The sequence below is a fragment of the Luteimonas sp. FCS-9 genome, from assembly GCF_001014645.1.
Taxonomy (GTDB): Bacteria; Pseudomonadota; Gammaproteobacteria; order Xanthomonadales; family Xanthomonadaceae; genus Luteimonas.
Genome location: NZ_LASZ01000007.1, coordinates 114,786 through 127,757, shown reverse-complemented (window position 1 = coordinate 127,757; position 12,972 = coordinate 114,786). Strand labels below are relative to the sequence as shown.

Below are 12,972 nucleotides of genomic sequence, written 5' to 3'. Positions count from 1 at the left end.
AATGGCGTCTCGGTGCGCCCGGCGACGATGGACCTTCCGCTTCCGCTGGAAACAATGCACGTGCTGCCGCGTTGCGCCAGCCACCGCGCCGTTTACGCGCCGGGCCCATCCCCGGCCGTCCGGTGGAACCCCGGCAGCCGGAGCGGCGGGAAGGCGCGCTGCACGCAGTCGGTGCGTTCGCAGACCTTGCAGCCCGGGCCGATCGGGGTGGCGTTGGCGAGGTCGTCGAGGTCCAGGCCGCGCGAGTAGACCAGGCGGTCGGCGTGGCGCAGGTCGCAGCCCAGGCTGACGGCGAAGGTCCTGCGCCGGCGGCCGTAGCCCGCCGGACCGCTCTCGACCTGGCGGGCCAGCCAGAAGTGGCGGCGGCCGTCGGGCATGCGCGCGACCTGGGTGAGGATGCGGCCGGGCTGGTTGAAAGCCTCGTAGACGATCCACAGCGGGCAGGCGCCGCCGACGTGGGAGAAGTGGAAGTCGGTCGCCGAGTGGCGCTTGGAGACGTTGCCGGCGCGGTCGACGCGTACGAAGAAGAACGGCAGGCCCGGGCGGCCGGGGCGGGCGAGGGTGCTCAGGCGGTGGCAGACGGCCTCGAAGCCGACGCCGAAGCGGTGGGCGAGGCGGTCGATGTCGTAGTGCTCGGCCTGCGCGGCGTCGAGGAACGCGCCGTAGGGCATCACCAGCGCGCCGGCGTAGTAGTTCGACAGGCCGATGCGGGCCTGCGCGGCGCGCTCGGGATCGACGAAGCCGGCCTGCGCGACCAGCGTGTCGATCAGCGCGCCGTGTTCGCGCAGCGCCAGCTCGGCAGCCATCTGGAACGCCTGCTGGCCCGGCTGCAGCCAGTCGGGCAGCCACAGCGTGCGGGTGTCGGGATCGAAGCGGCGCTTGTCGTCGAGCCCGTCGCCCAGTGCCACCGCGATGCCGTGGGCGTCGCGCAGGCGCTGGCGCAGCCGCGGAGCGACCTGGCCGGCGACCAGCCCTTGCGCGCCGAACGCGGCCTCGGCGATGTCGTCGAGCTCGGCGACGTGGTTGCGGCGGCGGTTGAAGTAGTCGCGGACCGGGTCGCCGTCGGGGCCGGCGAGTTCTGCCTCGCCCAGTTGCGCCGCCAGCACGTCGGCGCGCTCGCGGATCGCGCGCTGGCGGCGGTGCAGATCCAGCAGCACGCGCGCGATGCCGGGCAGGTCGCCGGCCAGCGTCTCGAGCTCCTCGGGCGTGGCGGCGGGCTCGCCCAACTCGGCCAGTGCCTCGCGCAGCTCGCCGACCAGCGCGGCCGGGCCGGCGTCGTCGAACAGCGTCGGCTGCGGACCGAGCAGCGCCTCGAGCCGGGCCTGCACCGCAGGGGTCAGCGGGCGCTGGTCGCGCTCGATCTGGTTGAGGTAGCTCGGCGACAGTGCCAGCGCCTGGGCCAGCGCGGCCTGGGCCAGGCCGTGCTGCTGGCGCAGGCGTCGCAGGCGGGCGCCGACGAAGCGCTTGGGGCGGGCCATGAGGTTCGCAATCTTCGCAGGAATGTCGCCGATGTTCGCACGATACGCCGGAATGAACAGGCGCCGGACGGCGCGATCCTGCGAATAATGCGAATTCCGTCCCGCGCCGCAGGTCCGTCCATGTCGAATGCTCCCCATGCCGTCCCGCTGCTGATCGGCGGCGAGTTCGTCCAGTCCAAGACCACCGAGTGGCGCGACGTCGTCAACCCGGCGACGCAAGAGGTGCTGGCCCGCGTGCCGTTCGCGACCGCGGCCGAGGTCGATGCCGCCGTCGCTGCGGCGCAGGACGCGTTCAAGACCTGGCGCCGGACCCCGATCGGCACGCGCGCGCGGATCTTCCTCAAGTACCAGCAGCTGATCCGCGAACACATGAGCGAACTGGCCGCGATCCTGACCAGCGAGCAGGGCAAGACCCTGCCCGATGCCGAGGGCGATGTCTTCCGCGGCCTGGAGGTCGTCGAACACGCCGCGGCGATCGGCAACCTGCAACTGGGCGAGCTGGCCAACAACGTCGCCAACGGCGTGGACACCTACACGCTGCTGCAGCCGCTGGGCGTGTGCGCCGGCATCACCCCGTTCAACTTCCCGGCGATGATCCCGCTGTGGATGTTCCCGATGGCGATCGCCACCGGTAATACCTTCGTCCTCAAGCCCTCCGAGCAGGATCCGCTGGTGACGATGCGCCTGGTCGAGCTCGCGCTCGAGGCCGGCATCCCCAAGGGCGTGCTCAACGTCGTGCACGGCGGGCCGGACGTGGTCAACGCGATCTGCGACCATGCCGACATCAAGGCGGTCTCGTTCGTCGGTTCGACCAAGGTCGGCACCCACGTCTACAACCGCGCCTCGCTCGCCGGCAAGCGCGTGCAGTGCATGATGGGCGCCAAGAACCACGCGATCCTGCTGCCCGACGCCAACAAGGAGCAGACCCTCAACGCGATGGCCGGCGCCGCGTTCGGCGCGGCCGGCCAGCGCTGCATGGCCGCCAGCACCGCGGTGCTGGTCGGCGAGGCGCAGGCCTGGATCCCCGAGCTCGTCGCCAAGGCCAAGACGCTCAAGGTCGGCGGCGGCACCGAGGCCGGCACCGACGTCGGGCCTGTGATCTCCTGCGCGGCGCGCGAGCGGATCGAGGCGCTGATCGCCTCGGGCGTCGAGGACGGCGCGACGCTCGAACTCGACGGTCGCAATCCCAAGCTGGGCGGCGACTACGCCAAGGGCAACTTCGTCGGCCCGACGATCTTCTCCGGGGTCAAGCCCGGCATGCGCATCTACGACGAGGAGATCTTCGGGCCGGTGCTGGTCATCCTGGCCGCCGAGTCGCTGGACGAGGCGATCGCGATCGTCAACGCGAACCCGAACGGCAACGGCGTCGCGGTGTTCACCCAGTCGGGCGCGGCCGCGCGCAGGTTCCAAGAAGAGATCGACGTCGGCCAGGTCGGCATCAACGTGCCGATCCCGGTGCCGGTGCCGTTGTTCTCGTTCACCGGCTCGCGCGCGTCCAAGCTCGGCGACCTCGGCCCGTACGGCAAGCAGGTCGTGACGTTCTACACGCAGACCAAGACCGTGACCGCGCGCTGGTTCGACGACGAGACGCTGGGCCACGGCGTCAACACCACGATCAGCCTGAAGTGACGATGGACGCCACCACGACCGCCGGCGCCGACTTCGGCCTGACCGAGGAGCAGGCCGCGTTCCGGGAGGCGGCGCGCGATTTCGCCGCCGCGCAGCTCGCGCCGCAGGCCGCGCACTGGGACGCGGAGGGCATCTTCCCGCGCGAGGTGATCGCCGACGCCGGTGCGCTCGGCTTCTGCGGCATCTACACGCCCGAGGACGCCGGCGGCATCGGGCTCTCGCGCCTGGATGCGGCGCTGATCTTCGAGGAACTGTCGGCGGCCGATCCCTCGACCGCCGCCTACATCAGCATCCACAACATGGCGACCTGGATGCTCGCGACCTGGGCCGGGCCGCGCGTGCGCGGCGAATGGGCGGCGGCGATGGCCAGCGGCGACAGGCTCGGCTCCTATTGCCTGACCGAGCCGGGGGCGGGGTCGGATGCCGCCTCGCTCAAGACCCGCGCGGTGCGCGATGGCGACGACTACGTCATCGACGGCAGCAAGGCCTTCATCTCCGGCGCCGGCGCCACCGACATGCTGATCGTCATGGCCCGCACCGGCGGCGAGGGCGCGCGCGGGATCAGCGCGTTCGCGGTGCCGGCCGACCTGCCGGGCATCGAGTACGGCAAGAAGGAAGAGAAGATGGGCTGGAACAGCCAGCCCACCCGCACGATCAGCTTCACCGGCGTGCGCGTGCCGGCCGACCACCTGCTCGGCGCGGAGGGCGAAGGTTTCCGCATCGCGATGAAGGGCCTGGACGGCGGCCGCATCAACATCGCCGCGTGCTCGCTGGGCGCGGCACAGGGCGCGCTCGACGCCGCCCGCGGCTACCTGCGCGAGCGCAAGCAGTTCGGCAAGGCGATCGGCGAGTTCCAGGCGCTGCAGTTCAAGCTCGCCGACATGGCCACGCAGCTCGTCGCCGCGCGCCAGATGGTGCATACCGCGGCGCGCAAGCTCGACGCCGGCAGCGCCGATGCGACCGTGTGGTGCGCGATGGCCAAGCGGTTCGCGACCGATGCCGGCTTCTCGGTGTGCAACGATGCGCTGCAGCTGCACGGCGGCTACGGCTACATCCGCGAGTACCCGATCGAGCGCCTGTTGCGCGACAGCCGCGTGCACCAGATCCTGGAAGGCACCAACGAGATCATGCGCGTGATCGTCGCGCGCCATCTGCTCAACACCGAGGAGGACCTGCGATGACCCACGCCGCCCACGACTACCGCACGCGCGACTGGACCGGGCTGGGCCTGGAGATCGACGGCCACACGGCGATCGTCACGCTGCGCAATCCGCCGGCCAACACCTGGACCGTGGACAGTCTGTCCGCGCTGCGCGACCTGGTCGCCGCGCTCGACGGCGATCGCGACATCTACGCGCTGGTGGTCACCGGCGAGGGCGAGAAGTTCTTCTCGGCCGGCGCCGATCTCAAGCAGTTCGCGTCGGGCGACAAGGCCCATGCGCACGCCGCCGCCGAGCGCTTCGGCGAGGCATTCGAGGCGCTGAGCGCGTTCCGCGGCGTGTCGATCGCGGCGATCAACGGCTACGCGATGGGCGGCGGGCTCGAATGCGCGCTGGCCTGCGACCTGCGTATTGCCGAGGACCAGGCGCAGATGGCGCTGCCCGAGGCGACCGTGGGCCTGTTGCCGTGCGGCGGCGGCACCCAGAACCTCACGCGACTGGCCGGCGAGGGCTGGGCCAAGCGCATGATCCTGCTCGGCGAGCGCATCGACGCGGCGACCGCGCTGCGCATCGGCGTGGTCGAGGAGGTCGTGGGCCGCGGCGAGGCCAGGGCGCGCGCGCTGGACTGGGCGGCCAAGGCCGCGAAGCAGTCGCCGACCAGCGTCGCGGCGTGCAAGCGCCTGGTGCAGACCACGCGCAGCCAGCCGGCGAGCGCCGGCCTGATCGCCGAGCGCGAACTGTTCGTCGACCTGTTCGACACCGCCGACCAGAAGGAAGGCGTCGCCGCGTTCCTGGAGAAGCGCAGCCCCGCGTGGACCAACGCGTGAGCGCGGCCGACCCCGCCGCGGTGCTGTTCGAGACGCGCGCCGCCGCCGGCGGCCGTCGCGTCGGCATCGCCACGCTCAATCGGCCCAAGACCCTCAACGGCCTGTCGCTGGAGATGGCGCGGCTGCTCGACGCGCAGTTGGTCGCGTGGGCGCAGGACGACACGATTGCGCTGGTCGTGCTGCAGGGCGCCGGGGAGAAGGCGTTCTGCGCCGGCGGCGACCTGCATGCGCTGCACGAAAGCATGGTCGCCTACCGCGCGGCGGGCGCGGACGACGTGTGCGACAACCGCTATGCCGCCGAGTTCTTCGAGGTCGAGTACCGTCTCGACCACCGCATCCACACCTACGCCAAGCCGGTGCTGGTCTGGGGCCACGGCATCGTCATGGGCGGCGGGATCGGGTTGATGGCGGGCGGCAGCCATCGCGTCGTGACCGAGCGCTCGAAGCTGGCGTTCCCGGAAATCACCGTGGGCCTGTTCCCGGACGTGGGCGGCAGCTGGCTGCTCGCCCGCGTTCCCGACCGCGCCGGCCTGTTCCTCGCGCTGACCGGTGCGCTGCTGGGGCCGGGCGATGCGATCCACGCGCAGTTGGCCGACGTGCACCTGGCGGAGGCCGATCGCGAGGCGGTGTTCGACGCGCTGGCCGCGGAAGACTGGACGCGCGACGACCGCGACAACCACGCGCGCCTGGGCGCGCTGCTGCAGCGCTTCGTCGCGCCGGTCGAGGTCGGCCCGCTGCAGCTGCATGCGCAGACCGTGGCCGCGCTCTGCGCGCATGAGCGCCTGGAGGACATCGTCGAGGCGATCGCCTCGCTCGAGGCCGGCGACGATGCCTGGCTGGCGGCGGCGCAGAAGACCCTCGCGGCCGGCTCGCCGGGCTCGGCGCGGCTGGGCTTCGAGCTGCAGGCGCGCGCCGCGGACCTGTCGCTTGCCGACACGTTCCGGCTCGAGTACATCACCGCGTTGCATTGCGCCGCGCACGGCGATTTCGCCGAGGGCATCCGCGCGCTGTTGATCGACAAGGACCGCACGCCGAAGTGGGAGCCCGCCACCCTGGCGGCCACCACGCCGGCCTGGGCACAGGCGTTCTTCGCCGAGCCGCAGTGGCCGGGCGGTACGCACCCGCTGGCCGACCTGGGCGCTTCGCGCGCCGGATAGACCGGCGTTGCCTGCAGTGGCGGGCACGCCCACCCCCCATCGCGCGCACGCGCATCGCGACCCGGAGACTCACATGACACGCATCGCCTTCATCGGACTGGGCAACATGGGCGGGCCGATGGCCGCCAACCTTGCGAAGGCAGGCCATGCCGTGCGCGCCTTCGACCTGAGTGCCGACGCGCTCGCCGCCGCGTCGAGCGCCGGCGTCACCGCGGCGGTCGATGCCGCCGACACGCTGGCCGACGCCGAGGTCGTACTCTCGATGCTGCCGGCCAGCCGCCACGTCGAGGGCCTGTACCTCGGCGACGAGGGCCTGATGGCGAAGATCCCGGACGGCGCGCTGGTGATCGACTGCAGCACGATCGCACCGGCCTCGGCGCAGAAGGTCGCCGCCGCGGCGCAGGCGCGCGGCCTGCAGATGATCGACGCGCCGGTCTCCGGCGGCACCGCCGGCGCGCAGGCCGGCACGCTGACCTTCATCGTCGGCGGCAGCGCGGATGCGCTCGCCCGCGCCCGTCCGGTGCTCGAGGCGATGGGCAAAAACATCTTCCACATGGGCGACACCGGCGCGGGCCAGGTCGCCAAGCTGTGCAACAACATGGCGCTGGGCGTGATCATGGCCGCGACCGGCGAGGCGATCGCGCTCGGCGTCGCGCACGGCCTGGACCCGAAGGTGCTGTCGCAGATGATGGCCGTTAGCACCAGCCGCAGCTGGGCCACCGAGGTCTGCAATCCGTGGCCCGGCGTGCTGGAGAACGCTCCGGCCGGCCGCGGCTACACCGGGGGCTTCGGCAACGACCTGATGCTCAAGGACCTGGGCCTGGCCGCCGAGGCCGCGATGGGCGCCGGCGCGGCGGTGCCGCTGGGCGAACTGGCGCGCAACCTGTACGCGATGAACAGTCAGGCCGGCAATGGCGCGCTGGATTTCTCGAGCGTGGTCAAGCTGCTGCAGCGCGGCTGAGCGAACCGTCGTCGCGGACGCGCTGCGGTGGCGGCGCGCGGGGGGCCGGCTACCATGGACGGCCCCTTCGACCTTCGCCCGACCGCCATGTCCGCTCCCGCCCGCCCGCCGCTCCCGACGCCCGAGGGCTTCGACCCGAGGACCGACCGGCTGCTGCTGCACTCGTGCTGCGCGCCGTGCTCGGGCGAGCTGATGGAGGCGTTCGTCGAGGCCGGCATCGACTACACCGTGTTCTTCTACAACCCCAACATCCATCCGGTGAAGGAATACCTGCTGCGCAAGGAGGAGAACATCCGCTTCGCGCAGACGCATGGCGTGCCGTTCGTCGATGCCGACTACGACACCGACAACTGGTTCGCCCGCGCCAAGGGCATGGAGAACGAGCCCGAACGCGGCATCCGCTGCACGATGTGCTTCGACATGCGCTTCGAGCGCACCGCGCTGTACGCCCACGAGCACGGCTTCCCGCTGATCACCAGCTCGCTGGGCATCTCGCGCTGGAAGAACATGGCGCAGATCAACGACTGCGGCCACCGCGCGGCCGCGCCCTACGACGGCCTGTCCTACTGGGACTACAACTGGCGCAAGGGCGGCGGGTCGTCGCGGATGATCGACATCAGCAAGCGCGAGCGCTTCTACCAGCAGGAATACTGCGGCTGCGTGTACTCGCTGCGCGACACCAACCGCCACCGCCGCGCCCAGGGCCGCGAGCGCATCCGCATCGGCGTGCAGTTCTACGGCGACGCCGAGGATTGAGCCGCGCGTCGCTGCGCGGCAGGCGCGCGATGCGTTACTGTCGCCAGCCACCCGAAGGAATCCCGCCATGCGCCCCGTCCTGGCCGCCTGCGCCGCCCTGGCCATCGCACTGCCCACCGCCGCCGCCGACCGCATCACCGGCAAGGCGTTCGCGACCCGCAGCGAGGTCCTCGCGCCGCATGCGATGGCCGCGACCTCCCACCCGCTGGCGACCCAGGTCGCACTCGACACGATGCGCGCCGGCGGCACGGCGGTCGATGCCGCGATCGCCGCCAACGCCGCGCTCGGGTTGATGGAGCCGACCGGCAACGGCATCGGCGGCGACCTGTTCGCGATCGTCTGGGACCCGAAGACGCGACGCCTGTACGGCTACGACGGCTCGGGCCGGTCGCCGCGTTCGCTGACGCTCGCCGAGTTCGAGCGCCGCGGCCTGACCGACATCCCCTCGCACGGTCCGTTGCCGGTCACCGTGCCGGGTGCGGTCGACGGCTGGTTCGCGCTGCACGGCCGCTTCGGCCGGCGCACGATGGCCGACAACCTCGCACCGGCGATCCGCTATGCCCGCGAGGGCCATCCGGTGCACGAGGTCATCGCGTACTACTGGGACCGTTCGGTGCCGCGGCTGTCGCAGTGGCCGGGCTTCACCGAGCAGTTCACGATCGACGGCCGCGCGCCGCGCAAGGGCGAGACCTGGCGCAACCCGAACCTGGCGAACACGCTGCAGGCGATCGCCGACGGCGGCCGGGACGCGTTCTACAAGGGCGCGATCGCGCGGACCATCGGCGACTACTTCGCCGCCAACGACGGCTTCCTGTCCTACGAGGACCTCGCCGCCCACACCGGCAACTGGGTCGAGCCGGTCTCGACGAACTACCGCGGTGTCGACGTCTGGGAGCTGCCGCCCAGCGGGCAGGGCATCGCCGCGCTGCAGATCCTCAACCTGCTCGAGCCCTACGACCTGGCGTCCTACGGCTTCGGCAGCCCCGAGCACGTGCACCTGTTCACCGAGGCCAAGAAGCTGGCCTTCGCCGACCGCGCGCGCTGGTACGCCGACCCTGCTTTCCACCCCGCGCCGGTGGAGCGGCTGATCTCCAAGGACTATGCGCGCGAGCGCGGGCAGCTGATCTCGATGGACCGCGCGCTGCGCGAGGTGCAGCCGGGCACGCCCCGGCAGCTCGACGAGGGCGACACGATCTACCTGACCACCGCCGATGCCGACGGCATGATGGTCTCGCTGATCCAGTCCAACTACCGCGGCATGGGCAGTGGCATGGCGCCGCCGGGCCTGGGCTTCATCCTGCAGGACCGCGGCGAGCAGTTCGTGCTCAAGGCCGACCATCCCAACGGCTATGCGCCGGGCAAGCGGCCGTTCCACACCATCATCCCCGCGTTCGCGACGAAGGACGGCGAACCGTGGCTGAGCTTCGGCGTGATGGGCGGCGCGATGCAGCCGCAGGGCCACGTGCAGATCCTGATCAACATGCTCGACTTCGGCATGAACCTGCAGGAGGCCGGCGACGCGCCGCGCATCCAGCACGACGGCTCGACCGAGCCGACCGGCCAGAACACCGCGATGACCGATGGCGGCGAACTCGACCTGGAAAGCGGCTTCTCCTACGAGACCGTCCGCGCGCTGATGATGAAGGGCCACTCGGTGCGCTTCTCGCACGGCCCCTACGGCGGCTACCAGGCGATCATGAAGAACCCCCACGGTGGCTGGATCGGCGCCAGCGAATCGCGCAAGGACGGCCAGGCCGCGGGCTACTGACGGCGTCCGGCGTCCGGCGTCCGGCGTCGGACCTCGGACCTCGGACCTCGGACCGTCATCCGCAGGTCGGCGAGCGGCACTACGCCCGCTCGCCCACAACGCGCGACACCACCTCCCCCGCCCCGCGCGACCCTTACCTCCCCCGCACCGCGGGGGAGGTCGGCGCGCGCAGCGCGCCGGGTGGGGGCGCGGGCCTTCCCAGTCCACAGGCCTCCCAAAGGCACGGCCCTTCCCAGGGCACCGCACCGCGTATCCTCCCCCGATGCCCGGAACCCGGAAGTCCCCGATGCGACCCTTGCTGATCGCGGCTCTGCTCGCGACCCTCGCCGTCCCCGCGGCACAGGCCCAGGCGCCGTACGCGCGGTTCGACGAGGCGCCGCAGGACGATGGCACGTCGGCCGCCGAGCAGCGTGCCTGGACCGACTGGCTGCAGCGCAGCGCCGCCGCACTCGCCGAGCGCGGGCAACCGCGCGAACTCGCCCTGGCGGCCATGTTGCGCTCGGCAGCCTCGACACCGGTCGACGCCCCGCTCGACGGCGACACGCCGTCGGTGCCGGTCCCGGCCGACGCCCAGGTCGAGGCCTGGCGCCGCAGCGCCGCGGACAAGGCCGGCGACGACGCGCTCGCCAATGCGCTGCTGATGGCCGGTGGCGACACCCAGCTTCGCCTGCGTGCCGCGCAACGCTGGCTCGGCGGCGACCCGGAAAACCTCGCGCCGCTGCTCTACCGCGGCGGCGGCGTCGCGGCGCTGCTGGCCGATGCGCGTGGCGCCCGCCGCTTCGACCTGCACATGCTCGACCAGGTGCGCTGGATCCAGGCGGCGCTGCTGCGCCACCCGCCGACCGCGGCCGAACGCGCCGCGCTGGCCGACGCGGGCGACTACGTGCCGGACGAGCACGCCGCGACGATCGCGATGTCGCTGTGGGCCGCGGTCGCGCCGCCGGGCCTGGCGCCGCTGCTGCAGGGCTGCGACCCGGCCGCGCTGCGCGGCGACGCCGCCCGCGTGCGCGACTGCCGCCATGTCGGCGCGCTGATGGCCGACACCGCCGACACCCAGCTCGGCCGCATGGTCGGCCTCGACCTGCTCGCGCGCACCGCCGCCACGCCGGCCGAAGGCGCCGAGGCGCAGTCGCGCCGGCGCACGCTCGACTGGCAGATGCTCGAGTGGGGCCGCATCGCCGCGTCGCAGCCGCGCGACGGCGCCGCGCAGTTCGTGCGCCTGCTCGCCGACCCGTCGATCCGCACCGAGGCCGCGCTGGTCGAGCGCGTGCTGCAGGAGGCCGGCGTGTCGCCGACGCCGCCGGCGGGCTGGCAGCCTCCGCGGCAGTGAACGGCGTCGCGGCCGGCCGGGGGCGGGGCCGTCTCCGCTACAGCCGCTGCGCCTTGCCGGCCGCGAGCGCGTCGTCGACCAGACGCGGCAGCGCCGCTTCGATCTGCCGGCTGGCTTCTGCCTGGCGTTCCCCAAGCGCACCTTGGCGGCGGCCCAGTTCGGCCTGCTGCTGGCCCAGCGCCCGCTGGCGTTCGCCGAGCGCGCGCTGGCGGGCGGCGATCTCGTCCTGCTCGCGGCGCTCGGACGCCGGCACGGCGTCCGGGCCGGCCCGGGCGCGTTGCGCGGCGGCGACGGCCAGCCGCGCCTGCCGCTGGCCCAGCGCGCCCTGTTCGGCGCCGATGCGGCCCTGCTCGGTGCCCAGGCGTCCCTGCTGCGCGCCCAGTTCCCCCTGCTCGCGGCCGAGGCGGGACACCGGCTCGAACAGCGCGTCGAAACGGCGCAGCGTCGCGGGGTCGCGGATCAGGTAGCGATCGTCGCCGCGGCGCAGCCACAGCGCGTCGCCGCCGCCGGTCCGGGCCTTGGCCTCCTCGAAATCGGCCGTCGAACCGCTCATGACGTAATCGGCGCCACCGCGGGTCCGCACATAGGCCTGCGACGTCCGGTCCGAGAGGTGGATCCGGCCGGTGGTGACCGTGGTCGCCGAGGCGATCGAAGACGCGATCGCCGGCGCGGCGGCGGCCAGTGCCTCGGTCGTGGCGGCGGCCGTGATCTCGGCGATGTCGACCGAAGCGAGCGCCGCTTCCGCCGCTTCTGCCGCCGACGCGGCGATGTCGGCGATCTCCGCCGGATCGAGCGCCGCGGGGATCGTCGCCGCCGTCGCCGGATGCGCAGGCGCCGGCGGTACTGCAGGCGTCGTCGGGATGACGGGACGGCCCGGCGCGGCCGGCGGCGCCGGCAGGGCGGGGGGGACCGGGACCGCGGGTGCCGCGGGCACGGCCGGCGCCGCGACCAGCCGCAGCGGCAGCACGCCGGCGACGGCGACCGCGATCAACAACAGCGATGCGCCGAGGCGCGAGGAACTGGACGTGTTCTGCAGCATGGTCAGTCTCCGCTTGAGGCTCAGGAAGGTCGGCGATGCGCTGGCCAGGCACGCCGGCCGGCCGGGCGAGACGCCCAGGCGCACCAGCAGGCGGCCGTAGCCGTGCCGGCAGCGGCCGTCGCCGGCGACTACCGCCGCGTCGCATGCGGCCTCGCGGGCGATGCCGTACTCGCGCACGGCCAGATGCACCAGGGGATGGAAGAACAGCAGGTGGCGCGCCAGCGCCGGGATCCAGCCCAGCCACAGGTCGCCGCGGCGCAGGTGCACCAGCTCGTGGGTCAGCGCCATGTCCAGTTCGTCGCCATCGAGTGCCGCCGGTGCGGGCAGCAGCAGAACCGGGCGCAGCGCGCCGACCAGTTGCGGGGAATCGATGCGCGTGGAGATCCGCAGCGCGGGGACGCGGCGCAGGCCATGGGCCTCGCAGGCCAGTGCCAGCGCCTGGGCCAGCGACGCGTCGGTACAGGCCTGCGATGCCCGCACCGTCGCGCGGACGTCGCGCCAGCCGCGCAGCGTCCCCAGGGCCGTGACCAGCACGCCGGCGGCCCACAGCGCCGCGACCGCTGCCGGCCACGTGGGCACGGTCGCTTCGGGCATCGGTGCGACGACGAGCACGCCGGCAGCGGGCAGGCCAGGGGCCGTCATCGCCGGCCCCATCGCCGGCGCGGCCGGCAGCCACGGCAGCGCCAGCGGTCCCACGGCCAGGCCGAGCACGGCCTGCAGGCCGACCAGCCACCACAGCCAGCACTGGGTCGCCGCCGACAGCCGCGGCAGCCACCGGCACCGGGCCCAGACCAGGCCGGCCAACAGCAATGTGTGCAGGCCGGTCGAGGCCAGGCGTTCGAGCAGCAGCATGATCGTCGCGTCCAT

10 protein-coding genes are annotated in these 12,972 nt (G+C 72.9%); 8 read left to right on the top strand and 2 right to left on the bottom strand.

The window, feature by feature from the left end; translation table 11 throughout:
* Positions 1-92: 92 nt before the first annotated feature.
* The gene (locus WQ56_RS08440) at positions 93-1,478 is read right to left on the bottom strand and encodes a short-chain fatty acyl-CoA regulator family protein (RefSeq protein WP_047136650.1); all 1,386 of its coding nucleotides are present in this window, start codon (positions 1,476-1,478) and stop codon (positions 93-95) included.
* Positions 1,479-1,598: 120 nt separating this feature from the next.
* Here WQ56_RS08440 and WQ56_RS08435 point away from each other — a divergent pair, with 120 nt between their 5' ends.
* The 8 genes from WQ56_RS08435 (at position 1,599) to WQ56_RS08400 (ending at position 11,066) form a co-directional block, all read left to right on the top strand.
* Entirely contained in the window at positions 1,599-3,107 is a 1,509-nt protein-coding gene (locus WQ56_RS08435) for a CoA-acylating methylmalonate-semialdehyde dehydrogenase (protein WP_047136649.1), read from the top strand.
* 2 nt (positions 3,108-3,109) lie between these two features.
* Positions 3,110-4,288 carry an acyl-CoA dehydrogenase family protein gene (locus tag WQ56_RS08430; protein ID WP_047136648.1) on the top strand — a complete coding sequence of 393 codons (1,179 nt, stop codon included), beginning with the start codon at positions 3,110-3,112 and terminating at the stop codon, positions 4,286-4,288.
* On the top strand, positions 4,285-5,094 hold the full coding sequence (locus WQ56_RS08425) for an enoyl-CoA hydratase (RefSeq protein WP_047136647.1): 810 nt from the start codon (positions 4,285-4,287) through the stop codon (positions 5,092-5,094). The genes WQ56_RS08430 and WQ56_RS08425 overlap by 4 nt, the downstream gene beginning before the upstream one ends.
* A complete protein-coding gene (locus WQ56_RS08420; RefSeq protein ID WP_231583383.1) occupies positions 5,091-6,251 on the top strand; it encodes an enoyl-CoA hydratase/isomerase family protein in 1,161 nt (386 codons plus the stop codon). Before WQ56_RS08425 ends, WQ56_RS08420 begins: the two co-directional genes overlap by 4 nt.
* 16 nt (positions 6,252-6,267) lie before the next feature.
* On the top strand, positions 6,268-7,212 hold the full coding sequence (gene mmsB / locus WQ56_RS08415) for a 3-hydroxyisobutyrate dehydrogenase (protein ID WP_255350609.1): 945 nt from the start codon (positions 6,268-6,270) through the stop codon (positions 7,210-7,212).
* A gap of 87 nt (positions 7,213-7,299) precedes the next feature.
* Entirely contained in the window at positions 7,300-7,968 is a 669-nt protein-coding gene (locus WQ56_RS08410; protein ID WP_047136703.1) for an epoxyqueuosine reductase QueH, read from the top strand.
* A gap of 67 nt (positions 7,969-8,035) precedes the next feature.
* The gene (ggt, locus tag WQ56_RS08405) at positions 8,036-9,736 is read left to right on the top strand and encodes a gamma-glutamyltransferase (protein WP_047136644.1); all 1,701 of its coding nucleotides are present in this window, start codon (positions 8,036-8,038) and stop codon (positions 9,734-9,736) included.
* Positions 9,737-10,022: 286 nt separating this feature from the next.
* Positions 10,023-11,066 (top strand): hypothetical protein, encoded by a 1,044-nt coding sequence (locus WQ56_RS08400; protein WP_156170449.1) that lies wholly within the window; start codon positions 10,023-10,025, stop codon positions 11,064-11,066.
* 37 nt (positions 11,067-11,103) lie between these two features.
* Here the strand turns inward: WQ56_RS08400 and WQ56_RS08395 are convergent, their stop codons facing one another.
* Positions 11,104-12,972, bottom strand: coding sequence for a M56 family metallopeptidase (locus WQ56_RS08395; RefSeq protein ID WP_047136643.1), 1,869 nt, complete (start codon positions 12,970-12,972; stop codon positions 11,104-11,106).

Coding starts and splice junctions, on each gene's coding strand:
- WQ56_RS08440 (WP_047136650.1), bottom strand. CDS start 1,478: ATGGCCCGCCCCAAGCGCTTCGTCGGCGCCCGCCTGCGACGCCTGCGC.
- WQ56_RS08435 (WP_047136649.1), top strand. CDS start 1,599: ATGTCGAATGCTCCCCATGCCGTCCCGCTGCTGATCGGCGGCGAGTTC.
- WQ56_RS08430 (WP_047136648.1), top strand. CDS start 3,110: ATGGACGCCACCACGACCGCCGGCGCCGACTTCGGCCTGACCGAGGAG.
- WQ56_RS08425 (WP_047136647.1), top strand. CDS start 4,285: ATGACCCACGCCGCCCACGACTACCGCACGCGCGACTGGACCGGGCTG.
- WQ56_RS08410 (WP_047136703.1), top strand. CDS start 7,300: ATGTCCGCTCCCGCCCGCCCGCCGCTCCCGACGCCCGAGGGCTTCGAC.
- ggt (WP_047136644.1), top strand. CDS start 8,036: ATGCGCCCCGTCCTGGCCGCCTGCGCCGCCCTGGCCATCGCACTGCCC.
- WQ56_RS08400 (WP_156170449.1), top strand. CDS start 10,023: ATGCGACCCTTGCTGATCGCGGCTCTGCTCGCGACCCTCGCCGTCCCC.
- WQ56_RS08395 (WP_047136643.1), bottom strand. CDS start 12,972: ATGGACGCGACGATCATGCTGCTGCTCGAACGCCTGGCCTCGACCGGC.